This window comes from Neobacillus sp. GCM10023253, from assembly GCF_042653105.1.
Lineage (GTDB): Bacteria > Bacillota > Bacilli > Bacillales > Cytobacillaceae > Neobacillus > Neobacillus citreus.
This window is the reverse complement of record NZ_JBHSHV010000003.1, coordinates 1,149,151-1,172,872: the sequence shown is the minus strand read 5'-3', so window position 1 is coordinate 1,172,872 and position 23,722 is coordinate 1,149,151. Positions and strand designations below refer to the sequence as shown.

Below are 23,722 nucleotides of genomic sequence, written 5' to 3'. Positions count from 1 at the left end.
CTTATTGGCGATAGGTATGCTCGAAATAGTTAAAAACTTTATTGAGAAGCTCAGCAAGCTTCTCACTGTCGTCCTCCCCTAAATAATCAATTAAACCTGCAAAGGTTTCGGTAAAAGCTTTTTTAGCCTCGTTAGTTACTTCGATGCCTCTATCTGTAAGGTGAATATTGACAGCGCGCCTATCAGTCGGATCAATGTTCCGTTCAACAAGACTGTCCTTTTCTAGCTTGTTAATAATCTGTGTGACAGTTGGCGATGTAACCCTAAGAATACTGCTAATCTCAGAAACCTTCATATCCGGTTTCTCCTCGTTTGTTTCATGCCTTATTGCCATAAGAACCTTGATTTCACTGGGATTATAACCGGCTATTTGCCGATCATGCCATCCGGACTTTCGAAACTGTGAAAATGCCCTCAGAAGTTTTTGCGTGGTATTTGCATTATAATCTGTCATTTTTTCCACCTCCTGCAAAATAGATAGGTTACTAATTTATTTACCAACCTAAGTATAATTCGTATACAATTTTTCGGTCAATCAAAAAACACAGGGGTTTCCTGTGTTTTTATCCTAAACCTCTTCTTTTTTTACTTCTACCTTAACTAATTTCCATTTTCCATCTGAGTAGGACCAGATAGACTCCACAAATGCAATGGTATCTGCATTCGCAATTCCGGTAACTCTTTGAATACCTTTTAACCCCAATTTTCCCCCATCTAATTGGATAGGTTCAAGACTGTTAAAAGGATTCACCATTAATTCGGTTGGTTCATTCAGTTTTCCTTTTCGATAAAGCCCCATTTTTTTATAATAATCCTTTCGATCTCTTAGGTCGAAAAGATAGGATTTACCTGTAGCGATAATTTTGATTTCTGCTTTATAGCCATCTAAAAAATGAGTTTCCATATCAAGAGGCTCAGAGGCTGTTAGATCTTTTTTTTGAAAATCTTTAAGCGTAAATAAAAATGTATCGACGATACCGCCGCTGCCGCCAGTATATACAGTGGCAAATACATCCTTAACACCATCATGATTAATATCCGCCAGCTGCAAGGCTGCTTTTGCTCCACTTTCCAATGGAATTGTCGTATTTTTCCCATTTGAAGTATTTATTTCGATGAAAATTTCTTTTAGGTAACTATTTTCATCATCCTGGTAGGGTTCCCCCTTTAATTGGATAACCTCGTTTTTTCCATCACCTGTGATATCTTCTTCCTCTTTCGATATCGTAATCACTTTTGCTTTTTCTTCAATGGCATAAACAACTGTAATGGCAGAAAGCGAAACCATAAAAAAAGCAAAAACAGCTAAAAGCGTTTCTTTTTTCATTTTAATCCCTCCCCATACTGATTATTAGTTAGTATGCCCAAGAATGGAAAAAAGATGAAAAAAGGAACCCTCTTTTTTAAGAGGGTCCTTATGAAAATCTTATTCAGCTGGGATTTCTTTACCTTCGACCTTCCAAACTCTTGTCACCTTTCCATTTACTCCTTCATCTAGAATGAAAGAGCCATTGGAGTAGCGGTCACTAAATTTTATGTCTGAAGTTTTTATTGTCTCAATATAGCCTTTATCTGTCAGTATAAATATTTCATCCTGATCCTTAGCAGCAACATAGCCCATTATTCGGTGAGGATTGGCTTTTAGTTCACGAAGAATCACAACGCCCCTTTTTGCTCGGGATGCTTTATCAAATTCACGTAGTTTCATTCGTTTCAATGCACCGCGCTGGGTGGCCACGACAATGGATTCGGTACTGTTTGGATCAAGCACCTGACCGCCAACCACGTAATCGCCATCTTTCAGATTTATTCCTTTCACCCCGGCGGCCCGCTGTCCAACAATGCTTACTTCTTCCTCGTCAAACCATAAGGCATAACCTAAATGTGATACCAGGAATATTTCCTTTGTACCATCTGTTAAATGGACATCAATTACCTGATCATTATCTTTCAGATTCACGCCCACCAGCGGTTTGGAATAGCGCTGGGCATGATATTGCTTTAGTTCGGTTTTCTTAACCATACCGTTTCTGGTGATAAAGACAAGGAACGCGTTTGTCTCAAAATCCTTTACTGGTATGGCTTGGACAATATCTTCATCGCGGTCAATTGGAATAATGTTCGCGATGTGCTGACCCATGTCCTTCCAGCGGATATCAGGAAGTTCATGAACTGGGCAATATAAGTAATTCCCTTTATTCGTGAATAGGAGCAGAACATCCTGGGTATTCATATCAAGCTGCGCTAAGATTCGGTCTGATTCCTTCATGGCAAAATCCTGACCGTTGGAAGCGGCATAAGAACGCTGGCTTGTCCGTTTGACATAGCCATGTTCAGTAACCGTCACAATGACATCTTCACTCGGCACCATAACTTCTAGGTTGATTTTCAGCTCTTGAATTTCTGCTTCAATTTTCGAACGGCGTTCATCAGCAAAGCGTTTTTTCACTTCTTTTAACTCTTTTTTAATAACGGAAAGAAGCTTTTTCTCGCTTTCTAATATGCTAGTCAGTTCTTCGATTTTTTTGGCCAATTCTTCTGCTTCATTTCTTAAAGCCGTAATGTCGGTATTTGTTAAGCGATAAAGCTGTAAAGAGACAATTGCTTCTGACTGAAGCTCTGTGAACGCGTATTTCGCAATTAAGTTATCTTTTGCATCACGCTTATCTTTTGATGCCCGAATCGTAGCGATCACTTCATCAAGTATGGATAAGGCCTTCATTAAGCCTTCAACAATATGCTGACGGTCTCTTGCTTTGTTTAAATCAAATGTTGTTCTTCTTGTCACGACTTCTTTTTGATGTTGAATATAGGCGTCCAGCAGTTCGCGAAGCCCCATTTGTTTTGGCCGTCTATTATGGATGGCGACCATGTTAAAGCTGTAGGAAATTTGCAGGTCGCTGTTTTTATATAAATAGTTCAAAACTCCTGCTGCATCGGCATCTTTTTTAAGTTCTATGACGATTCTAAGGCCGGTTCGGTCTGTTTCATCACGAACTTCTGAGATTCCTTCGACTTTCCGGTCGAGGCGGAATTCATCGATTTTTTTCACGAGATTGGCTTTATTGATCTCGTATGGAATTTCCGTGACTACGATTTGCTGTCGGCCGCCGCGGACATCTTCAATTTCCGCTTTCCCGCGAACGATGGTTTTTCCTTTACCAGTTTCATAAGCTTTTTTAATCCCGTCGATCCCTTGGATAATTCCGCCGGTTGGAAAATCCGGTCCTTTTATTACTGTCATTAATTCATCGACCGTGATGGCTGGGTTATCCATTTGCATGATGACACCGTCAATGACCTCACCCAGGTGGTGCGGCGGAATATCAGTCGCATAACCGGCTGAAATCCCTGTTGATCCGTTTACGAGCAGGTTCGGGAACGCTGCCGGCAAAACGGTTGGTTCCTTAGATGTATCATCAAAGTTAGGAATCAAATCAACAGTATCTTTTTCGATATCACGCAATAGTTCAGCAGCAATTGCCGAAAGCCGCGCCTCAGTATAACGCATCGCTGCCGGTGGATCCCCGTCAACACTACCGTTATTTCCATGCATTTCTACCAGGACATTTCGAACCTTCCAGTCCTGGCTCATCCGCACCATCGCTTCATAAACAGACGAATCGCCATGAGGGTGGTAGTTACCAATAACATTACCAACGGTTTTGGCGGCTTTCCGGAAGCCTTTGTCATGGGTATTGCCCTCGACATGCATGGCATATAAAATTCTTCTCTGAACCGGCTTTAAACCGTCTCTAGCATCTGGCAAAGCGCGGTCCTGAATAATGTATTTACTATAGCGGCCAAAACGGTCGCCAAGGACGTCCTCTAGAGGTAAGTCGCGGAATTTTTCACTTGCACTCATCCTTCAACCCCCTCATCTGCAACAGAGATATTTTCATTTTCTAAAATCGTATCGTCTTCTTCCAATCCGAACGCGACGTTACTTTCAATCCATTTGCGGCGCGGTTCAACTTTATCGCCCATTAGCGTGGTGATCCGGCGTTCTGCACGAGCAGCATCGTCAATTTTCACACGAATCAGGGTCCTAGTTTCTGGGTCCATCGTTGTTTCCCAAAGCTGGTCGGCATTCATTTCGCCAAGACCTTTATAACGCTGAATAATATAACCTCTGCCAACCTTTTTGATGGCTGTCTGCAGTTCATCTTCATTCCAGGCATACTCGATGATTTCTTTCTTGCCTGTGCCGCGGCTGACTTTAAAGAGCGGCGGAAGGGCGATGAACACTCGGCCCGCTTCTACAAGCGGCTTCATATAGCGGTAAAAGAACGTCAGCAAAAGAACCTGGATATGCGCTCCGTCCGTATCAGCGTCTGTCATAATAATGATTTTGTCGTAGTTGATATCTTCAATATTGAAATCAGAACCGACTCCGCCGCCAATAGCATAAATAATCGTGTTAATCTCTTCATTCTTAAAAATGTCGGAAAGCTTGGCCTTTTCTGTGTTAATAACCTTACCTCTTAACGGCAATACAGCCTGGAAACGGCGGTCGCGGCCTTGCTTTGCTGATCCCCCGGCGGAATCACCCTCCACCAAGTAGAGTTCATTTTTTTGCGGGTTGCGTGATTGGGCAGGTGTCAATTTCCCTGACAATACTGTTTCAGTGCGCTTGCGCTTTTTCCCGCTTCGGGCATCTTCACGCGCTTTTCTGGCCGCTTCCCGTGCCTGATAGGCTTTAATCGACTTTTTAACAAGCAGGGAACTGATGTCCGGATTTTCTTCCAAAAAGTAAGAAAGATGCTCGGAAACAACAGAATCAACAGCCGACCGTGCTTCGCTTGTCCCTAATTTCCCTTTTGTCTGACCCTCAAATTGCAATAGCTCTTCAGGGATACGAACGGAAACAATCGCGGATAATCCTTCACGAATATCGGCACCATCAAGATTTTTATCCTTTTCCTTCAGCAAACCAACCTTGCGCGCATAATCGTTGAATACCCTCGTCATCGCTGTTTTAGCACCAACCTCGTGGGTACCGCCATCCTTTGTGCGGACATTGTTGACGAATGACAGAACATTTTCAGAATAGCCATCATTAAATTGGAAGGCGAAATCGACTTCAATGCCATTATGCGTGCCTTCAAAGCTGAATACAGGATGAAGAGAATCCTTCTCCTCGTTTAAATAGGCAACAAAAGCCTCTATTCCATTTTCGTAATGGAAAACCTCATGAAGATTGTTTCGATCATCGATGATTTCTATTTTTAAGCCTTTTAATAAAAAGGCAGATTCTCGTAATCGTTCACCCAATGTTTCAAAATTATAAGTGGTAGTCGAAAAGATTGTGGTGTCAGGCTTAAAATGGATCGTTGTTCCGCTTTGGTTGGTTTTGCCGATCTTTTCGAGTGTTGTAACAGGCTTACCGCCATTCTCAAAACGCTGTTCATAAACAAAGCCGTCTCTCTTAATGGTTACGATTAACCATTCTGACAATGCATTAACGACAGAAGCACCAACACCGTGCAAACCGCCGCTTGTTTTATATCCGCCTTGGCCGAATTTTCCCCCGGCATGCAGTACTGTTAAGATTACCTCCGGTGTCGGTTTCCCCATTTTATGCATACCCGTCGGCATCCCGCGGCCTTTATCGACGACACTGATCGAATTATCTTTGTGTATTTTGACAATGATGTGTTCACCGAAGCCTGCAAGCGCTTCATCGACAGCGTTATCGACAATCTCATAGACGAGATGATGCAGTCCTCGTGAATCGGTGCTGCCAATGTACATTCCAGGACGCTTTCTGACTGCTTCTAGTCCCTCTAGTACCTGTATGGCATCATCATTGTATTCAAAAGCTTGTTGATTTCTTGCCACTAAAAATACCCCTTTCATCCCTACAAAAAGAAAACAATTCTAAAAACACATTCCTGCTATCTATAAAAAATGTATTTTTCTTTCCGTAAACAATAATAGAACAAACGTTTCATTACTTAATTTTACCATAAGTTCATTTGGCGTCTATGCTTTATTTTAGCGATTTATTTCGATTTAGCAAATAAGTAATTTTAAACAATCGTCTTTCGAACGGTTAATTCCCCTATATTTTGGACAGAAAAAATAAAAAGCTGCCAGTATCGTTAGCAGCTTTTTTTCATGTTATCTTGATCTTGTTAAAGCATGGATAACCTTAATGCAGCGGTCCATAATGACGGTGTAGCCCTTTTCCTTTAAAAATTGATAGGCTTCTTCATTCTCGAGTCCTTGCTGGGCCCAAAATACGTCGGCATCGATTTCAACAAATTCCTTTGCCACATCGAATAATTGTTCGGAGCGGCGGAAAACATTGACAATATCTACATGGCCCTCAATATCCTTTAATGATTTTACAGCCTTTACACCGAGCACCTCATCGATTGTCGGGTTTACGGGGATGATCTCGTATCCCGCCTTTTGCATGACCTCGGACACTTGATAAGAAGTCCTGTCAGGTTTATCGCTTAAACCTACCACAGCAATCCTTTTCGCTTTTTTTAATATAGCACCCATTTCTTCAAGGCTTGGATATTCTACTGCCATTACCTTCACTCCTACAAACTTTGTTTTTCTTATTGTATCTTAATTTACTATAATTATAAAGAAAACTCGCCGATTGGCGAGCCCCTAAGAGCAAAGACAGAGGCGTAGTTGCACTTATACTTTTTTATTAGATAAAATGAAAAAGCTTCCAACGAATCGGAAGCCAACTTAAATCGGGTTCAGTTCGGGTCTGACAGCGGAAGTAACCTTAGGGACCGAAATGGAAACACTGACCCCCTCACCATTATTTTCAATAGAAATATTGCCGCTCATATTTTCCAGCATGGTTTTAGACATATAAAGCCCAAGTCCAGTTCCATGTCTTCTCGATGTGAAATAAGGGTCAAATACCTTAGCGAGCAAGAAAGGTTCAATTCCCCCTGCGTTATCTTTAAATTCTGCCGTAATACACTTATCTGATTCGCAAATTTTTATGATAATTTTTCGGTTCTTTATGTCTTTCTCCACGAAAGAGTCCCTGGCATTCATTAAAAGACTTAGGACAATTTGACTAAAATCATTTGGGTACCCGTAAGCTATTTGCTGTCCCCTGTACATAAATTCCACTTGAATCCCGTGGTTTTTGAGACAAATTGAAAAGATTGACAACGCATCCTCAATGGCTTCACTGACAGAGAACAGATTTTTCTCAAGATTAGGCTTATAGAATTTCCGAAAATCATTAAATGTCCTCGACATATTTTCAAGCTGAATCATGCTTTCTCTCGTAAATCGATCGACGTATTGACCGTTTATTTCACCATATTCCAAGGCAGCTCTGATATCTTGGATTAACATTAATAAACTGTTTACAGGCTGGCGCCATTGGCCGCCGATGCCAGCAATCATTTCGCCCATCGCTGCCATTTTTGCTTGCTGGATTAAAATAAGATCTTTTTCCTTATTCTTGGCGATTTCCTCTTGTAACCGGTTTTCTAACATTTTGTTGATTGCTTCATATTTTTCCGCCAGCTCTTGATATTTTGTATTTTCCTTTTCATTCCTCATGTTTTTTCACCCCTTAGTGAACATGGTAGATATATAAAACCGACCAAGTGGATTAATATTGGCCGGTTATTCTTTATGTTTCTATATTTATTTTAGCTAAATTATAGAAAAACAGATACATACCTTCCAACGAATTAACAAATGGTTTGAAAATTCTCCATATTTCTGTAAAGAATTTGCCTTTAAATCTCCCTAATTTATTGGATAAAAAAACAAAAAACCGGCACATGCCGGTTATTCGTTTTTGGTGATATTTTTTTCTGAAAGGGTGTTAAGAGCAGTCCATGCCGTTTGGTCAGCGAAAAGTCTTGACCAGCTTCCGACTCCGGCTAATTGATATTTCACTGCCATCTCAGCCCGCTTCTTTAAGGACATTTCATCTTCAATCCAAATTTTATAATTAGCCTTCTCTGTTTCATCATAATATTCCGCATAATTTTGCCCGCTTTCCTCATCATAGGCAGGCTGCAATCCTCGTTCGGTCAGCCATGCCTTCACCTTCTCCATAGAAAGCGCCTGAGCAATGACCTCTTTCGTACCATCAGCTTTCATTTGTTCTTTCCATAGCCGGGCGTACAGTGGAACTCCTAATATAAGTTTCTCCTTCGGCACCTCCGTCAGCAGGTTTTGCAAATTGCGCTCAACCCAAGGAAGACTCGCCACACTGCCAGGGCCGGTAGCTGCGGTATGTTCATCATAGGCCATGATTATTAAATAATCCGCAATGTCGGCAAGCTTTGACCTTTCATAGAAAGAGGACCAATTGTTATTCTCACCGGCGGAAAATGTAATATCCATCGATACAGTTAAACCCGCTTCATGCAAATATGGGGCTGCCTCCCTTATTAATTGTGTAACCATTGGTCCGTCCTCAGGATTCACATTTTCGATATCAAAATTGATTCCCTGCAGCTGATACATTTGGCTGAAATAAAGCAATTGCCGAATGATCTTCTGTCGGGTTTCAAAATCCTTAAAAGCTTTGTTTGTTAATACCGGGTCAAAGGAATTAGAAAACACTCCCCACACATGGAATCCCTTTGCCTGGGCCCACTTGCTATATTCCAATGATGCTAGGTTTTTGATGGAACCATCTTCTCCCGCCAATGAGAACCAAGTTGGAGAAACCACATTGATTCCAGCCATTTCAGGAATCGCAGCGGCATTTGGATTCTTTGTATAAACAGCTTCCCATGTCAAATGGATTGGCCCGGTTATTTTCGGCAGTTGAAATGATTTACTTTCACGGACAATCGAAATTTTCACGGATTCCTCTTTTTTCACATACTCTTTTTTGATATAGCCGCCGATACCGTTAGCCTTCCTGACAAGGTAAAAATCTTCCTTTTCTCCCTCGATTGAAACAGCTTCCTTTTGGTTCACTTCTGCAGTATAAGGGGATTGCCACGAAGCTTTTGTCCGAAGCCTGAGCTTTTCCCCGTTGATATCTTTATCTATAATTCTTCCAGTTTGATATGTTTCCCCGTCTTGCTGAATCCAAATGGCACCGGTTTGTGGAAGCCTATGATACTGAATCGGGTAAAAAGCAAGAATGGAGTCAAGAGCCAGATAGATATCGCCTTCCATCGATTTGATAGGCGAAAGCTGTAAAGAAACAGGCTTTTCGTTGACAAAATACGTTAACGAATCGGTCGGCATTTGCACGACTTTATCTTTAGTAGTAATAATGACGGATTTCGATTTTTCATCGTAGGTAATGGAGTGGTCCATACTTTCTTTTAAAAAATGGAATGGAACATATATATTGTTCCCTTCAATTAAAGCATTGCCTTGCTGTGCCCCTTTAAATAAAATAGGGCTGCTTCCGTTAAAATAGACCTTTTTCTCTTCTGATGCAAAAGGATAGAAAAATAAAAAAATCGAAGAAATAATCAGGAAAATGCTTCCTGCCAATCCTCCCAGCAGCCATTTTGGTGAAATTGGCTTACTTTTTTGATATTCTATTCGAGCCATAAATATTGTTCCTCCCCAGATACTATCGTACGGTATGACATATGAAATGGAAAGACATTTTTATAGGAGTTTTGACTCATAAACTATTTAAGAGATAGTGTTTTTTCAAAATAACATGGTAAAATAGAAGAACTGGATTCTTTTTTTGGAGGAGAAATAGTTAATGATTCAAATTATCGTTGTTCTAATCCTTGCTTACCTGCTCGGCTCCATCCCCTCTGGCTTAATTGTCGGGAAAGTTTTTTATAAAACCGATATTCGCCAGCATGGCAGTGGCAATTTAGGGGGAACCAATACATTTCGAACACTTGGAGTGAAAGCGGGATTAGCCGTTACCATTGCTGACATTTTAAAAGGGACCCTAGCAGCAGCACTGCCCTATCTGATTCATGTTGATATGAACCCACTGATTCCAGGAGTACTGGCTGTTATTGGACATACATATCCCATCTTTGCGGGGTTCCGGGGTGGTAAAGCGGTTGCTACATCTGGCGGCGTCATTTTGTTCAGTGCCCCAATCTTGTTCGTGACTCTGGTAGCAGCTTTCTTTATAAGTCTTTACATTAGCAAATATGTTTCTTTATCATCAATGATCGCTGGAATTATCGGTATTATATATGTCATTACCATGGGGTTCGTACAAAAATGGGACATTCCTTTACTTATCGTAATCACCCTGTTGGCATCGTTCGTCATTTACCGGCACCGTGCTAATATTCGTAGAATCGTGAATAAGACAGAACCGAAAATAAAATGGCTGTAAAGGAACCTCATTGGTTCCTTTTAAATTTTCATATAAATTTCATATTCCTTCCATTCAGTAAGTAATTTTATAAAGTAAAATAAAAATAGGAAGATAGCTTACTGACTGGAGGGAAACAAGATGAAAAAAACTGCCCAGGACTATATTTACAATAGTGTTGTTTCCGATAGCAATGACGTAAACGAGTTTATAATTGAATTTTTATCCGGGGAAACGAGTGAAGGTTCTCCCGTCAAGGTCACAAGAAATTTTGAAGAATTAATCCAGTTTTTTGAGGAAATAGAAGATTAAATAAGAAGGCGGAGCCCGTTTAGGGTCCCGCCTTTTTTTCCTAACGCATAAATTCAACTACGCCTCTGTCTTCGTCCTATCGGCGAGTTTTCATTTATACCTTTAACAATTGAAATTTTTTATTGCCCATTACATCTTCAACATAATCTAGCTTTGTATGGTCAAAATACACAAAATCCTTTTCATGAATGATTATAATCAGATCCTCAAACTCAAAGGTGAGGTCTCCTTTAATTTTCCGCTCCTCCAGAGACAGATTTAACTTTGGCCCCCCTCAGCCAATTCCCATACTTAAACGCAGATAAAGTTCCTCATCCACCGTTTTCTTCTCGTTATTAACGGTTTTAATTAATACTCGGTACGCCGCTTCCGTTACTTTAAACAATTTAATCACATCCTCGTTAAAAAAAATGTTGTCAAAATATGTTTTAATTTGCCAGATAATAATTTATAGTATTATCAAAGAATAAAAAGATACACAGAACAATTAAACCAAAATAATAATAGGAGAAGAATATGATGAAAAAATCCATTATTCCGTCCTTGTTGATTATTATTGGCTGTTCTCTCCTTGCCACTGTCCTCATGATTAAACAACAAAGCCAATCTAATCATACCGCAAAAGTTTACGCAACAACAATTCACAAGTCCCGGCCCATGGAAAACCTCCAGCATTCGTTGACACAAAAAATAACGGTTGGTGCCATCGGGGATATTCTAATCCACAGCCCTGTATATCAGGATGCCTTTAACGGGGCGAGCTATAATTTCGACCCAATGTTCGAAAATGTGAAAGCGCTTTTAGAAAAACCTGAAGTGCTTACTGCCAATCAAGAAAGCGTTCTTGGCGGCACAGAACTTGGACTTTCCAGTTATCCGACCTTTAATAGTCCACACTCGGTTGCCGATGCATTAGCTATGAACGGTGTTGATATCGTCTCCAATGCAAACAATCATTCATTGGACAAGGGTGAACGAGGGATTCAGTCGGAAGCGGCTTATCTAAATGCGATTGGTCTCCCCTATGTCGGCAGCTTTGTCGATGAAAAGGATAGGGAAACATTAAGAATTATTGAGAAAAACGGGATTAAGCTCGCATTTCTCTCCTATACATACGGAACCAACGGAATACCTGTACCAAGAGGAAAAGACTATCTAGTCAACCTGATTAACCGTGATCAAATGCAAGAAGAAATTCATCGTGCCAAAGATAATGCAGATGTGGTAGTTGTAAGTATTCATTGGGGTAATGAATACCAGCGAATCCCGACCACCGACCAAAAAGATCTGGCCCGATTTTTGGCAGGAGAAGGGGCCGATATCATCTTCGGCTCCCACCCGCATGTTCTTCAGCCGATGGAATGGATTAATAATCCAGACGGTAGAAAAACCTTTGTAGTTTATTCTTTAGGCAATTTCATTTCCGCCCAATACGGTGATTATAAAGATATTGGCGGAATGGCCGAAGTTGAGGTTACCAAGCAGACGACGGAACAAGGAAGTACACTTGTACTTTCAAATCCTAAATTTTATCCTACATTTGTAACGAGGAATCCAAATCGAGATTATCGTGTGGTGCCGCTTGAGACAGCCGGGACGTTTGGTCTTTCGAAAGCTGAGCAAAAATATCAAGAAATCCAGCAGCATATGGTACAATGGCTCCGATAGGTCGGGGCCTTTTTGTTTGAGTAAAAGGCGTATGGGGGGATTTATGGTGCTGCAAAAAAATGTCATTGGCATCATTTTAGGCTTTATATTTATGATCATGACTTTTCTTTATACAAGAGGCATATTTACTCCATTTTTTGCTTGTATGATTGTATTGCTGCTGTTCATTGCCTTTTTGAAGGAAGAAAGCAGAGTTTTCACATGGGTCCTGATAACGTTTTTTCTTGGAAATCTGATGGTCGGTTACGCCAGTCAATTCCTTGAACGTTTTCGATTGTCTGCCTTTTCTTTTGTGATGTTTAATCAACTTTTATTGCTAATCCCAATCTTCATGATTCACTATGTTTTAATTAAATTTAAGCGAAAAATGTCCATCTACTTTGGGAGGCCATCTATTTCCTCATCCGCCCAAGTTTTTTATATAATACTTTCTATCATTATTTTATTAAGCTTTCCCACCCTTTTATATATGAACAAAATGCCCGTCAATGGGCAGTCCTTTTTATATATTCTATTGTTCTCGATTACCTATGCTGTATTGCAGGAAGTGTTGTGGAGAGGGCTTCTCCTTCCCCATTTTAGACTCACTGCAGGCAATAAAATAGGGGTCATCATGACAAGCATGGCCTTTGGCTTCAACACTTCATTATTTAGCCAAACCTTCACATTAACCATCCTGTTTATTTTAATCGGATTCCTTTTTGCTATTATTACGGTAAAAACAAAAAGTATCTATCCTTCCATCTTCATTCATGCATCGATAATCGCTCTCCTGCTGATCAGCGGGTTGATGGTGCTTCCTATATAAATGAAAACTCGCTGATAGGCGAGTCCTTTAGGACGAAGACAGAGGCGTAGTTGAATTTATACTTATTAGCGAAAAAAAAGGCTCACTTATTATTCAAGTAAGCCTTTTTCTTTATGTTCCCAAATATGTTCTAACTGTCCCTCTTGAATTAAAATTCCCTTTTGCCTAGGGCCGATTAAATCAAAATGAGAATAGCCATCCTTGCGGTGATGGATCCATTCCTTCTTTAACTCATATCTTTGGCCCCAGGCAGCCAGCTTATCCAAATCCTCGCTGCCGACCTTTGTGACAGTTTTATAGCCGGGGAAGCGGTCATCAAGCCAATAATGAGTAAGAAAGGCGATTTCTCCAGAATCAATTTTTCTTTTCCATTCATCAATGTCCCGTTTTTTAATGCCAAACGCCAACCTCATTACCTCCTGGGTCTGTGATTAGTCCCGTTTCTTTATTTTCTCGTATTTCATATGCCATTCCGGAAATGCTTTTTTAAATGATGTCGGCCGGAAATTTTCTTTTTTCACAATAATGTGGGTCGAAGTACCTTCAGCGCATACTTCCTCATTTTCATTTATGATTGTATAGCCGTAAATCGTCTTAATTCCATCGTTATGGGCGACCCAGGTTTTTACGAATGCTTGATCGCCGTACCGTAATGGTTTTTTGTAGGTGATTTGAATATCATAAACCGGCGCATAGTAACCGGCTTCCTCCATCGATAAATAGTTATAGCCAAGGTCTTCAATTAACGCTGTCCGTCCCAATTCAAAGAACTTCAGATAATTGGCGTGATAAATTACGCCCATCATATCTGTGTCCGCATAGTACAGATGTATTTCCCTTTTAGAAATAAAATAGTTCTCCATTTCTTTCTCATCCCCTTCATCGTATCTTTTACATTATCTTTTTAAGCGCCGCCTCTGCATCCTCCGCTTCAAGTAGCTGTGCTTTTTCCAATAGATTTTCGCTGTGTTCTATATTGATTAATCTTTTGGCCTGGGCCTGAATCATTTCATCAACCAGGTTTGCTGCCATCCGTCCGTTTCCTTTGAAAGCTTCCTTCGCAATAGACTGTATAAGCATACCTTTAGCTTTTTCTGTAAGTTTATATTGATAACTTCCAGCATAGGAAACGATAATCTTCAGCAGTTCCTCAGGTGAATAATTAGGGAAAAAGAAAAACTTTTTAAACCTTGAACGGAGCCCCGGGTTGCTTTCCAATAATTCATTCATTTCAACAGGATAACCCGCTAAAATGACAACCAGATTATCATTATGCTTGGTCATTTCATCAACAAGCGTATCAATTACTTCTTTTCCAAAGTCTCCTGCTGTAGACCCAAGGAGGGCATAGGCTTCATCAATGAACAGGACCCCGCCAAGCGCCTCCCTAATTTTCTTTTTTGTCTTACCGGCCGTCTGGCCTACATATCCTGCCACAAAATCCGCTCTGCTCGTGACAATTAAGTGACCTCTTTTTAAAAAACCGCATTCCTTTAGCAACTCGGCATAGATTTTAGCTACAGTAGTTTTTCCTGTTCCTGGATTGCCGGTAAAAACGGAATGCAGTTGAATGGGTACGGTCGGGAGACCATTGTTGCGACGGTATTGCTGCATTTTTACAAATGAAACTAATGAACGAATTTCTTCTTTTAATGGCCCAAGACCTATCAAGGCATCAAGCTGATCCTGCGGGGACTCTTTACCTTCGGGCTGATCTAAAAGAAAATCTTCCTTTGTTAAAAGGATAAATTTCAAAATTTCATCTTCGCTCTTGTTTTCTGATCCTTTTTTAAAAATGGCATCCAACACGATATTACGAGCTGCTCTAGCATTTCCGAATGATTCGTCCACCCGCTCGAGATCAAGACGATGTTTGATTTCCACCTTTGCTTCCTCTGTTAGCAAATAGTCATTATCAGCAGCCGCCATTTCGGCGATTTGGATCAACTCTTCATTTGAATAATTTGGTAAATGAACCATATTAGATTGCTGGAAACGGCTGCGAAGTCCCATATTAGCCTCTAAAAAGCTACGCATTTCTTCGGTATATCCTGCTAATATTACCGCAAATTTCCCGCCGTACTCCTCACTTGTCATCAAGGCAACCAAAGTGTCGATGGCTGCTTGTCCGTAATCATTTCCATTCTGGCCTTCCCGCTTCAGACTATAGGCTTCGTCAATAAATAACACGCCGTCTTTTGCCCTTTCCACTGCGGCTCGGACGTTTTCTTCAGTTTGACCGACAAAGGATCCGACAAGCTGCGAGCGGTTGGTCTCAACCACTTTTTCCTGTGGGAGGACGCCGAGTTCATGATAGATTTTGGCAAGCAGCCGAGCGACCGTTGTTTTTCCAGTACCCGGATTCCCGGTTAAAATCATATTTAGGCTGAATTCATCCTTTATTTTAAAGCCAAGCTCTTTGCGCTGTTTTTGGTATTTTAACACTTGATAGAAATCATTTACTCTTTTTTTAACCGTGGCCATACCAACCATATCATTCAGCTGTTCCAACGCCTTTTTTTCAGACTGGCTTTCAGGGTTATTTTCAACAAATAACTCCTGCCATTTTCCTTTAATTTTTTCGAGGTTGGCTAAATGATTTTTTAAATCCTCATAGTAGACGGAGGTATGGAAAACACCAGTAATCGATTGATCATATTCCTCGGCAGCCTTTAATAATGAGGCGGTTTCTTCAATTGCCAAGGATAATAATACATATAGCTGATGATAGGGTTCAGTCTGATCCATCCGTGAAGGGGTTCCAGACTTCGATTCAAGATCATGCAGTGCGTCCTCTGCCTTGGTTAAAAAGCTTTTACATATTTCTATGTATTCCTCAGCAATTTTCTTTTTTGCCGTTCGGTTATCGGTTTCCCTTATTGGTGGAAAGATGAGTGGAGCGAGAATATCCTTCATTTTTTTCCAGTCAGCTTGAAAAAGATATTCCTTTGCCTTTTTATTAGCAGGGTCCAACTGCAGAGCTTTTTTTAGCATTGGGACGGCTATGCTGTCCTGGTTATTACGTCCAAGTCTTGATAATGACGCTGTGGTCAATAGGTCCGATAAGATTAAAGGATTTCTTTCTTTTTCCAAAGCAGCAATAATTGGCCCTTCATCCTTGATAGTTCCGTTTTGCTGAAGTTCCATTTTCCAATTCTTTATTTGGTTCATTTCATGTTTCAATAGGATCAACTCTTCATAAGAAATTCCCTTCTATCTTAACATATCGGGCTTGATAACATAAAATTTGCGAATCAAAAAAGGACCGTCCTTGATTGAACTGGTCCTTCTCTTTTTTATCCTTGGGTGTTATTTGCTTCATCCTTAATTTCTGAACGGAAAGATTCGATGCTTTCCTGTCTGCGCTGATTTTTTTCTTGAATTTGCTGGCGCTGTGTTTCGCTGTCAGTAAAAGACATGGACTCTTCAGCCGCTTCCATATTTTGAATCGTATTTTCAATCATGTTTTGCAGTTTCTCAACATTATCGCTGCGATCATCTGGATTTGGTTTGTTGTTATAAGGCATGTAAACTCCTCCTAAATAATTGTTCTTGTTACAGATATAGTTTGTATCGAAGACTAAAAAATATCACAGAAAAAATTGCATTATCAAAATAAAAAGACCCTGCGCAAGTATGCACACGGGTCTTGGATTTCCATATTTATTCGCCTTTTGTTTGCATAACCTGGGCGTGTTGGCCGGAAGTATCCTGCATTTTTTTACCCTTATTTCCACCGGCACTTTGCGGTTGTGTACCGATATGGTCCGGCCTAAAACGTTTTGTTTGATAACCTTTACCCATTTTTAATCCCCCCTTACTAACATTTTGTCCAAAGGGGGCAGATGAATGAATGGTAAACTTTTTTAATTACTCAGCTTTACCGAGGCGCTTTGCTTCAATGCGCTGTTCAATTTTTTCCATTGCAGCACGGTCTTTTAAAAGTTGTGATTTATTTTCAGATACTAGTTCTGCAAAAGAACGTTTTCTTGGCTTTCTCATTTGTATCACCTTCCTTATGTCCTATTCTAACAGTTATTATCACCAATAACGGTTTAAATTATTACAACTTTTTGAAAATTTAATTCTTTATTTTTTTTAGAAAAAAAAACGCTGGATAGTTAATCCAACGTTTATTTCAACTTGCTTGTAAATTCCTTCATTTCCTCAAGCTTCATGGAACCAACGAATTTATTTTGAATGACTCCTTTGCTATCAATAAAATATGTTGATGGAATTGATAGGACTTGATACTTTTCATTTACCGCATCCTCAGCGTCAAGCAGGATTGGGAACGTTATTTTATATTCATTCACAAATCCTTGAACATCCAATTGCGGGTCGATATTTACTGCTAGGATGGTTATATCGTCACCTGCTTCTTTATGAAGCTGTTCCATATCAGGCATCTCAGCTTTACATGGCGGACACCAAGTCGCCCAAAAGTTCAGCATAACTTTTTTACCTTTTAAATCAGATAGCTTGACGGTTTCTCCAGTCAATGTTTTTAGTTCAAAATCAGGTGCTTTGGCGCCGATTGACGGGCCGCTTTGAGCAGCTGCAGTTGGGCTTGCGGTTTCGGGTTTATCTGCCTTTTTATTTACTGCTTGGACGATTGCTACCGTTAATAACGAAATCAATAACACGGCAGCAATGACTTTCTTCATCATCCCGAATCTCTCCTTTATTCATAATCCAATTACCCTGATTTTACACTATAAACTCAGTTGAAACAAAGCATACATATTGCGATTTTGTGACAGTTAAGGGAAGAGCCCTGAGGCCGTTACCCAATCAGATTCCTTTTCAGTTTTAACAATTCATTAAATTCTTTATCTAATAGAGGGTACTTTGGATCTTGGCGGTTAATAAGCGCCAACTCCCCTAGTACTGCGGCAATTTTGTTTTCAATCACCATTAGGATTTCTTTTTGGTCCCCTTCATCTTTTTTATTCTCTTTATTAAAAAACTCCTCCGGGCCCATTTCAAATCGCTTTATTTGCTGATTTTCAAACACCAAAAGCCGATTACAAAGTTTATTTAAAAAATAATAATCATGAGAAACTGTGATGATTGTCCCAGTAAACTCAGACAATGTTTTTTCAAGCTGTTCTCTACTGGGCAAATCCAAATGATTAGTCGGCTCATCCAGAATTAAGACATCGTAGTCTTTCAATAGCATGTCAACAAGCTTAACCCTGATCCGTTCACCAAGACTTAACGTGCCAATAGGTTTTGTAATGAATTGTTCCTTAAGCCCCAGGTTGGCAAGCATAGTTCTTGCTTTAAAAATGTGATCCCGGTCTGTTAATCCCAATGCTTCGATTGCTGTTTTTTCAACAGGTAAATCAGCAACATCCTGGCTTAAGTAAGTAATTCTTAACGAATCGCTCTTCCACAATTCTCCGTCGGTCCGTGAAACCAATCCCATAAAAATTTTTATTAACGTTGTTTTCCCGCAGCCATTTTCGCCAAGGAGTCCAATCCGCTCTCCATAATTAATGTAAAATTGGGAACTTCGGAAAAGGTATCTGCCATCAAAAGCCATAGACAGTTTTTTTGCCTCAATGATACGCTTCCCTCTTTTTCCGTTGCTGTCAAACTCAAATTGAACCTTTGTTTCTTCCAGAGGTTTATCTACCCTGTTTTTGCCCAGTTCACTCTGCAGTCGTTTCATTTTTGACTTTATTTGTGCGTCACGCTTCTTTGCTTTGACCCGGTGATATTCCTTAAAACCTTCCTCTTTTGTGGAGGTTCTATGCGCTTTATCCGACCAGGATTTTAATTGGTCCATTTGCTCTTCTACCCGCTCAATCTGGCGCTGCTGCACTTCGTACTGATGCTGTTGGTTCGCTCTTTTACGCTCCTTCTCCTTACGGTATTCACTATAATTACCTTGGTAAAACTGAAGCTTTCCAGCCTCCAACTCAAAAACACGGTTAACAGTTTGGTCAAGAAAGTGCCGGTCATGTGAGATTATCAAAACAGAACCCGGGAATTTTTCTATTTCAGAAATTAACCAATTAACACCTTTAAAGTCTAGGTGGTTTGTCGGTTCATCCAAAATTAACAGGTTCGGTTTTGAAGCCCATATACTTGAAAGAACAAGTTTTAACCTTTCGCCGCCGCTTAAATGCTCCAGCCTTTCATCCTGCCAATTTTGAACCTTTTTCAATCCTAGCTCGCTGGCGAGCTGAAAAACCTCACGTATTTTTAAGGATTCCTGAAAATCATTTACTTCATAATCAATTGATTGAGATAGGTAGCCGATTTTCAAATCAGGTGATTTTTCTATGTGGCCCCGTTCCGGCTCTTCCTTCCCCAAGATGAGATTGGCCAATGTCGTTTTGCCGCTGCCGTTATATCCAACAAGACCTATTCTATCGCCAAATTTTATTTCAAACTGGATATTATCTAAAATTCTTCGTAAGTGAAAACTCTTTTCTAATCCTTTTCCACTTAAAATAACATAATCTTTGTTCATAAAAAAACTCCCTCCATGAACCTGAAGAGAGTGAAATGTCTTATTAAAGCAACGCAAAATAAACCTATGTGAAGGTTATTAGCAGCTTATAATCAGGACATAAAAAAGGACAGACTTATCCCATTCTTCAGGTTCAACATTTTTCGTTTATTCGAATCATGTTCTGAAAAATAAGATTAAAACTTCATCGGTCCTTTGTTCATTCCTTTACGATTGATTAATCCAATTTTAAGCAAGTATAAGCAGAATTGTCAACAAAATTCTAAATGAGGATTTATGGATTACTTCTGGTTTTTGTTATTATCTTGTTGTCTTGATTTTGACCTTCTTGTTTATTCAAATTATCTGGTTGCCTTCTATAAACATTTCTTCGATTCGGCGAATAATAATTTACATTATTGGGTCTTACTTGTTTAGATGACTTGCCACAACCACATGCCATATTACTCACTCCTCTTTCTGATTTTCGTAAAAACACGATAGGTATTATGTGATATTATATGGTGCTAATAAGTGAGGTGCTTGGACAAATATAAGAAAACGCAAAAAACACCATGCGCATTCACGCATGGTGTTTTTCTATTCTAGGATTAGCCTTGTAATCTTTCACGAAGAACCATTTGCAGGATTCCACCGTGACGGTAGTAGTCGATTTCAACTTCAGAGTCAAAACGTACAACTACTTCAAATTCCTTCTTGCTGCCATCTTCAGCAGTAGCAGTAACTTTTACAAGGTCACGAGGTTTTACGTTCTCATCAACTTGAACTTCAAATGTTTCCTTGCCAGTTAAACCAAGTGATTCTGCGTTGTCGCCTTCTTTGAATTGAAGTGGAAGAACGCCCATTAATACAAGGTTTGAACGGTGGATACGTTCGAAGCTTTCAGCAAGAACAGTTTTGATGCCTAGTAGGTTTGTACCTTTTGCAGCCCAGTCACGGGAAGATCCCATTCCGTAGTCTTTTCCAGCAAGAACCATTAAGCCAGTGCCTTCTTCTTTGTACTTCATGCAAGCATCGTAAATGGACATAACTTCGCCTGTTGGCCAGTAAGTTGTAAAGCCGCCTTCTGTGCCAGGTGCGATTTGGTTACGGATACGGATGTTTGCGAACGTACCGCGCATCATAACTTCGTGGTTTCCACGGCGGGAGCCGTAAGAGTTGAAGTCACGTGGCTGAACGCCTTTTTCCAATAAATATTTACCAGCTGGAGTATTTTTGCCGATCGCTCCTGCAGGTGAAATATGGTCAGTTGTTACAGAGTCACCGAACTTACCAACAATACGAAGTCCAGTTAATGGCTCAACTTCACCAGGATCTTTAGATAGACCTTCAAAGAATGGAGGATTTGCAATGTAAGTAGAATCCTCATCCCAAGTATATAATGGCTCGTTGCTTGTCTTGATTTCATTCCAGCGCTCGTTGTCGCCAAACACATTCTCGTATTCTCTACGGAACAGCTCAGGTGTAACAGTTTGTTTTACTACTTCATTTACTTCAGCAGTAGTTGGCCAGATATCCTTGAAGAAGACGTCGTTGCCATTTTTGTCTTTTCCGATAGGGTCTTTTTCAAAGTCAACGTTAACTGTTCCAGCTAATGCATAAGTAACAACTAGCGGTGGTGATGCTAGGTAGTTAGCTTTTACAAGCGGATGGATACGTCCTTCGAAGTTACGGTTACCGGAAAGAACAGATGTAACTAATAGGTCGTTCTCCGCGATTGTTTTTTCGATTTCATCTTTTAATGGACCGGAGTTACCGATACATGTTGTACAGCCGTAACCAACAAGGTTGAAGCCGATTTGCTCTAGGTATGGAAGTAAGCCGGAATCACGAAGGTAACCAGTTACAACCTTAGATCCTGGTGCCAAAGAAGTTTTTACAAACTTAGGAACTTCCATTCCAAGTTCTACAGCTTTCTTCGCAACAAGACCTGCACCCACTAGAACATATGGGTTAGAGGTGTTTGTACAGCTTGTGATAGAAGCAATCGCAACAGCACCTGTTTTGATTTCTGCTTCGTCACCGTTGTTAAATTTAACGGTTGCCGACTTTTCAAGCTCATCAGAACCTAAGCCGAAGCCTTGATTGCCTTGAGGAGCAGAAACAGCTTTCACGAATTCTTCCTTCATTTGTGAAAGTGGAATCAAATCCTGTGGACGCTTAGGACCAGAAAGATTTGCTTCGATTTCAGCAAGGTTGATTTCGACTACGTCAGTATAAACTGGCTCATCAGCTGGTGAGAAGAATAAGCCGTTAGCTTTGCAATATGCCTCAACAACTTTGATTGCTTCTTCATCGCGGCCTGTTAAGCGCATATATCCAAGTGATTCTTCATCGATTGCGAAGAATCCGCAAGTTGCACCGTATTCAGGAGCCATGTTCGCAACTGTTGCACGGTCAGCAAGCGGTAATGAAGGAACGCCTGGTCCGTAGAATTCAACAAATTTGCCAACTACGCCATGCTTACGAAGAACTTGTGTTACTTTTAATGCAAGGTCAGTAGCAGTAGCACCGTTTGGAAGTTCACCAGTTAATTTAACCCCTACAACCTCTGGTACTGGGAAGTAAGAAGGCTGTCCAAGCATGCCTGCTTCTGCTTCGATACCGCCAACGCCCCAGCCAAGAACGCCAAGACCATTGATCATAGTTGTATGTGAGTCAGTACCTACAAGTGTATCTGGATAAGCTTCGAGCTCGCCGTCAACTTCAGCAACATGAACAACATCAGCCAAGTACTCAAGGTTAACTTGGTGAACGATACCAGTTGCAGGAGGAACTGCGCGGTAGTTATTGAATGCTTTTTGTGCCCAGCTTAAGAACTGGTAACGCTCAGCATTACGTTCGAATTCTAAATCCATGTTAACTTTTAATGCATTTTCGTTACCATATGCATCAACCTGTACAGAGTGGTCGATAACAAGGTCAACAGTTTTTTCAGGATTGATTTTGTCTGGGTCGCCGCCAAGGTCTGCCATTGCTTTTCTTAAGGAAGCAAGGTCAACGACTGCAGGAACACCAGTGAAGTCCTGAAGGATTACACGGGAAGGCTTGAAAGGTACATCTACCTCTTTAAGTTCATCTGTTCCCCATTTTGCAAGATTTTCAACATGCTCTTTTGTAATAACACGGCCATCATATTGGCGGAGCACGGATTCAAGTAATACTTTTACGGAATAAGGCAATTTGGACACGTTGCCAATGCCTGCTTCTTCCAAAGCGTTTAGACGGTAATAATGATAAGTTTTGCCGTTTACGTCAAAGGAAGATCGTGCGTTAAACACATCATTTTTCGCCATGGTAGTAACCCCCTTATACGTCATAAAAATACAAAAATCGAAAAGTTGAAAAATCCCCATCCGGCTTTTACTTTTCTCACAAAAATAATCTTAATACAACCGATTACATAAGTAAATAACAAGAAAGTTATTGTGATTGATAAGTTTTTCTTATGGTTTTTTATGTAATTTGTTCGGAATATTTTGAAAAAACTATCATTACCTATGTAAAATTTTCTTTTGCCATCCGAAGGATTCCCTCTTACATTATGGCAAAAAAACTTTTATTTGTCATTAATTTCGTCCGAATGGAGATAGTAATTTTAACAGGAGGTGAAGGTTAATGGCAAAAAGAAAGGCGAAGCATGTCATACCAGGAATGAATGCAGCTGGCGCGCAAGGTATGGGTGCAGGCTATAATGAAGAGATGGCCAATGAACCCCTTACAGAAATGGAAAGACGAAACAATAAAAAACGTAAAAAGAATCAATAAAGATGCTTCCATTGCTTGAAATGGATTGAAAAAGCGGGACGGGATTCCCGCTTTTTCTTATTATTGAAAATCATTTACCTCAGTTACAATTTGTTTTAAATCCTGCTGAAATCTCTCAAGCTGTGCCCTTTGTGTTTCAGAAGCCACTTCGAGTGCATTCTCAATTTGCTGGTAAGCCTCATTCACTTCGTTTTTTAAATGCTTTAATTGATGTCCATAGCTAGCACTGTCGCTGACAATCGTTTCGAAAAGTCCCTGTGCATTCTCAAACCCCTGCTGAGCAGCTTGAAAAGCTTCCTGTTTATTCTTGTTATAAGGATTTCTTTGCATCTTTAGGATTCCCCCTTAAATTGTTTACCCATTAAATTGTACAGAACGAAAAAAAATATTCAGCACATAAAAAGAATGATTGACC

General features: G+C 40.2%; 22 protein-coding genes. 5 read left to right on the top strand and 17 right to left on the bottom strand.

Translation table 11 applies throughout. The features are described 5' to 3' along the window. Nucleotide 1: 1 nt before the first annotated feature. The 7 genes from ACFPA1_RS06025 to ACFPA1_RS05995 all read right to left on the bottom strand — a co-directional run bounded on the left by ACFPA1_RS06025 (nucleotide 2) and on the right by ACFPA1_RS05995 (nucleotide 9,525). Entirely contained in the window at nucleotides 2-454 is a 453-nt protein-coding gene (locus ACFPA1_RS06025; protein WP_378581710.1) for a MarR family winged helix-turn-helix transcriptional regulator, read from the bottom strand. 114 nt (nucleotides 455-568) lie between these two features. Further along, nucleotides 569-1,327 (bottom strand): hypothetical protein, encoded by a 759-nt coding sequence (locus ACFPA1_RS06020; RefSeq protein WP_213140080.1) that lies wholly within the window; start codon nucleotides 1,325-1,327, stop codon nucleotides 569-571. Nucleotides 1,328-1,426: 99 nt separating this feature from the next. Then, nucleotides 1,427-3,865 (bottom strand): DNA topoisomerase IV subunit A, encoded by a 2,439-nt coding sequence (gene parC / locus ACFPA1_RS06015; protein ID WP_378581709.1) that lies wholly within the window; start codon nucleotides 3,863-3,865, stop codon nucleotides 1,427-1,429. Then, complete coding sequence (parE, locus tag ACFPA1_RS06010; RefSeq protein ID WP_213140082.1) at nucleotides 3,862-5,841, bottom strand: DNA topoisomerase IV subunit B; 1,980 nt, start codon at nucleotides 5,839-5,841, stop codon at nucleotides 3,862-3,864. The genes parC and parE overlap by 4 nt, the downstream gene beginning before the upstream one ends. A 282-nt stretch (nucleotides 5,842-6,123) precedes the next feature. Continuing rightward, nucleotides 6,124-6,543, bottom strand: coding sequence for a CoA-binding protein (locus ACFPA1_RS06005; protein WP_213140083.1), 420 nt, complete (start codon nucleotides 6,541-6,543; stop codon nucleotides 6,124-6,126). Between the two features lie 168 nt (nucleotides 6,544-6,711). Further along, nucleotides 6,712-7,551: a sensor histidine kinase gene (locus ACFPA1_RS06000; protein ID WP_213140084.1), complete on the bottom strand. Its 840-nt coding sequence runs from the start codon at nucleotides 7,549-7,551 to the stop codon at nucleotides 6,712-6,714. Nucleotides 7,552-7,785: 234 nt separating this feature from the next. Continuing rightward, nucleotides 7,786-9,525 carry a glycosyl hydrolase family 18 protein gene (locus ACFPA1_RS05995; RefSeq protein ID WP_378581708.1) on the bottom strand — a complete coding sequence of 580 codons (1,740 nt, stop codon included), beginning with the start codon at nucleotides 9,523-9,525 and terminating at the stop codon, nucleotides 7,786-7,788. A gap of 163 nt (nucleotides 9,526-9,688) precedes the next feature. Here ACFPA1_RS05995 and plsY point away from each other — a divergent pair, with 163 nt between their 5' ends. The 4 genes from plsY (at nucleotide 9,689) to ACFPA1_RS05975 (ending at nucleotide 13,055) form a co-directional block, all read left to right on the top strand. Continuing rightward, entirely contained in the window at nucleotides 9,689-10,288 is a 600-nt protein-coding gene (plsY, locus tag ACFPA1_RS05990; RefSeq protein WP_213140086.1) for a glycerol-3-phosphate 1-O-acyltransferase PlsY, read from the top strand. A 120-nt stretch (nucleotides 10,289-10,408) separates the two neighbouring features. Beyond that, entirely contained in the window at nucleotides 10,409-10,579 is a 171-nt protein-coding gene (locus ACFPA1_RS05985; protein ID WP_378581707.1) for a hypothetical protein, read from the top strand. 516 nt (nucleotides 10,580-11,095) lie between these two features. After that, nucleotides 11,096-12,247 (top strand): CapA family protein, encoded by a 1,152-nt coding sequence (locus ACFPA1_RS05980; RefSeq protein ID WP_378581706.1) that lies wholly within the window; start codon nucleotides 11,096-11,098, stop codon nucleotides 12,245-12,247. Between the two features lie 43 nt (nucleotides 12,248-12,290). Continuing rightward, nucleotides 12,291-13,055 carry a CPBP family intramembrane glutamic endopeptidase gene (locus tag ACFPA1_RS05975; RefSeq protein WP_378581705.1) on the top strand — a complete coding sequence of 255 codons (765 nt, stop codon included), beginning with the start codon at nucleotides 12,291-12,293 and terminating at the stop codon, nucleotides 13,053-13,055. Between the two features lie 89 nt (nucleotides 13,056-13,144). Here ACFPA1_RS05975 and ACFPA1_RS05970 read toward each other — a convergent pair whose 3' ends face one another. The 9 genes from ACFPA1_RS05970 to acnA all read right to left on the bottom strand — a co-directional run bounded on the left by ACFPA1_RS05970 (nucleotide 13,145) and on the right by acnA (nucleotide 22,835). Continuing rightward, entirely contained in the window at nucleotides 13,145-13,462 is a 318-nt protein-coding gene (locus tag ACFPA1_RS05970; protein ID WP_378581704.1) for a hypothetical protein, read from the bottom strand. A 24-nt stretch (nucleotides 13,463-13,486) separates the two neighbouring features. Next, nucleotides 13,487-13,918 carry an acyl-CoA thioesterase gene (locus ACFPA1_RS05965; protein WP_378581703.1) on the bottom strand — a complete coding sequence of 144 codons (432 nt, stop codon included), beginning with the start codon at nucleotides 13,916-13,918 and terminating at the stop codon, nucleotides 13,487-13,489. Between the two features lie 28 nt (nucleotides 13,919-13,946). After that, nucleotides 13,947-16,238 carry an AAA family ATPase gene (locus tag ACFPA1_RS05960; protein ID WP_378581702.1) on the bottom strand — a complete coding sequence of 764 codons (2,292 nt, stop codon included), beginning with the start codon at nucleotides 16,236-16,238 and terminating at the stop codon, nucleotides 13,947-13,949. Nucleotides 16,239-16,351: 113 nt separating this feature from the next. After that, nucleotides 16,352-16,582: a small acid-soluble spore protein Tlp gene (tlp, locus tag ACFPA1_RS05955; protein WP_213140092.1), complete on the bottom strand. Its 231-nt coding sequence runs from the start codon at nucleotides 16,580-16,582 to the stop codon at nucleotides 16,352-16,354. Between the two features lie 136 nt (nucleotides 16,583-16,718). Next, nucleotides 16,719-16,859, bottom strand: a complete 141-nt coding sequence (locus ACFPA1_RS05950; protein WP_213115684.1) for an acid-soluble spore protein N — start codon at nucleotides 16,857-16,859, stop codon at nucleotides 16,719-16,721. Nucleotides 16,860-16,925: 66 nt separating this feature from the next. Beyond that, nucleotides 16,926-17,057: an FbpB family small basic protein gene (locus ACFPA1_RS05945; protein WP_066304847.1), complete on the bottom strand. Its 132-nt coding sequence runs from the start codon at nucleotides 17,055-17,057 to the stop codon at nucleotides 16,926-16,928. Nucleotides 17,058-17,188: 131 nt separating this feature from the next. Further along, complete coding sequence (locus ACFPA1_RS05940; RefSeq protein WP_213140093.1) at nucleotides 17,189-17,725, bottom strand: peroxiredoxin family protein; 537 nt, start codon at nucleotides 17,723-17,725, stop codon at nucleotides 17,189-17,191. 116 nt (nucleotides 17,726-17,841) lie between these two features. Then, nucleotides 17,842-19,539 carry a ribosomal protection-like ABC-F family protein gene (abc-f, locus tag ACFPA1_RS05935; protein WP_378581701.1) on the bottom strand — a complete coding sequence of 566 codons (1,698 nt, stop codon included), beginning with the start codon at nucleotides 19,537-19,539 and terminating at the stop codon, nucleotides 17,842-17,844. A gap of 590 nt (nucleotides 19,540-20,129) precedes the next feature. Next, on the bottom strand, nucleotides 20,130-22,835 hold the full coding sequence (gene acnA / locus ACFPA1_RS05930) for an aconitate hydratase AcnA (RefSeq protein ID WP_213140095.1): 2,706 nt from the start codon (nucleotides 22,833-22,835) through the stop codon (nucleotides 20,130-20,132). A gap of 322 nt (nucleotides 22,836-23,157) precedes the next feature. Here acnA and sspO point away from each other — a divergent pair, with 322 nt between their 5' ends. Further along, nucleotides 23,158-23,307 (top strand): small acid-soluble spore protein O, encoded by a 150-nt coding sequence (gene sspO / locus ACFPA1_RS05925; protein ID WP_213140096.1) that lies wholly within the window; start codon nucleotides 23,158-23,160, stop codon nucleotides 23,305-23,307. Between the two features lie 60 nt (nucleotides 23,308-23,367). Here sspO and ACFPA1_RS05920 read toward each other — a convergent pair whose 3' ends face one another. Next, nucleotides 23,368-23,637: a hypothetical protein gene (locus ACFPA1_RS05920; protein WP_213140097.1), complete on the bottom strand. Its 270-nt coding sequence runs from the start codon at nucleotides 23,635-23,637 to the stop codon at nucleotides 23,368-23,370. Between the last annotated feature and the right edge of the window lie 85 nt (nucleotides 23,638-23,722).

What these genes read in the sequence shown, in the direction of transcription:
- ACFPA1_RS05920 (WP_213140097.1), bottom strand. Translation starts at nt 23,637, where the DNA reads ATGCAAAGAAATCCTTATAACAAGAATAAACAGGAAGCTTTTCAAGCT.
- ACFPA1_RS06025 (WP_378581710.1), bottom strand. Translation starts at nt 454, where the DNA reads ATGACAGATTATAATGCAAATACCACGCAAAAACTTCTGAGGGCATTT.
- acnA (WP_213140095.1), bottom strand. Translation starts at nt 22,835, where the DNA reads ATGGCGAAAAATGATGTGTTTAACGCACGATCTTCCTTTGACGTAAAC.
- sspO (WP_213140096.1), top strand. Translation starts at nt 23,158, where the DNA reads ATGGCAAAAAGAAAGGCGAAGCATGTCATACCAGGAATGAATGCAGCT.
- parC (WP_378581709.1), bottom strand. Translation starts at nt 3,865, where the DNA reads ATGAGTGCAAGTGAAAAATTCCGCGACTTACCTCTAGAGGACGTCCTT.
- ACFPA1_RS06020 (WP_213140080.1), bottom strand. Translation starts at nt 1,327, where the DNA reads ATGAAAAAAGAAACGCTTTTAGCTGTTTTTGCTTTTTTTATGGTTTCG.
- ACFPA1_RS05995 (WP_378581708.1), bottom strand. Translation starts at nt 9,525, where the DNA reads ATGGCTCGAATAGAATATCAAAAAAGTAAGCCAATTTCACCAAAATGG.
- ACFPA1_RS06000 (WP_213140084.1), bottom strand. Translation starts at nt 7,551, where the DNA reads ATGAGGAATGAAAAGGAAAATACAAAATATCAAGAGCTGGCGGAAAAA.
- abc-f (WP_378581701.1), bottom strand. Translation starts at nt 19,539, where the DNA reads ATGAACAAAGATTATGTTATTTTAAGTGGAAAAGGATTAGAAAAGAGT.
- ACFPA1_RS05950 (WP_213115684.1), bottom strand. Translation starts at nt 16,859, where the DNA reads ATGGGTAAAGGTTATCAAACAAAACGTTTTAGGCCGGACCATATCGGT.
- ACFPA1_RS06005 (WP_213140083.1), bottom strand. Translation starts at nt 6,543, where the DNA reads ATGGCAGTAGAATATCCAAGCCTTGAAGAAATGGGTGCTATATTAAAA.
- ACFPA1_RS05985 (WP_378581707.1), top strand. Translation starts at nt 10,409, where the DNA reads ATGAAAAAAACTGCCCAGGACTATATTTACAATAGTGTTGTTTCCGAT.
- ACFPA1_RS05965 (WP_378581703.1), bottom strand. Translation starts at nt 13,918, where the DNA reads ATGGAGAACTATTTTATTTCTAAAAGGGAAATACATCTGTACTATGCG.
- ACFPA1_RS05975 (WP_378581705.1), top strand. Translation starts at nt 12,291, where the DNA reads ATGGTGCTGCAAAAAAATGTCATTGGCATCATTTTAGGCTTTATATTT.
- plsY (WP_213140086.1), top strand. Translation starts at nt 9,689, where the DNA reads ATGATTCAAATTATCGTTGTTCTAATCCTTGCTTACCTGCTCGGCTCC.
- ACFPA1_RS05945 (WP_066304847.1), bottom strand. Translation starts at nt 17,057, where the DNA reads ATGAGAAAGCCAAGAAAACGTTCTTTTGCAGAACTAGTATCTGAAAAT.
- tlp (WP_213140092.1), bottom strand. Translation starts at nt 16,582, where the DNA reads ATGCCTTATAACAACAAACCAAATCCAGATGATCGCAGCGATAATGTT.
- ACFPA1_RS05940 (WP_213140093.1), bottom strand. Translation starts at nt 17,725, where the DNA reads ATGATGAAGAAAGTCATTGCTGCCGTGTTATTGATTTCGTTATTAACG.
- ACFPA1_RS05980 (WP_378581706.1), top strand. Translation starts at nt 11,096, where the DNA reads ATGATGAAAAAATCCATTATTCCGTCCTTGTTGATTATTATTGGCTGT.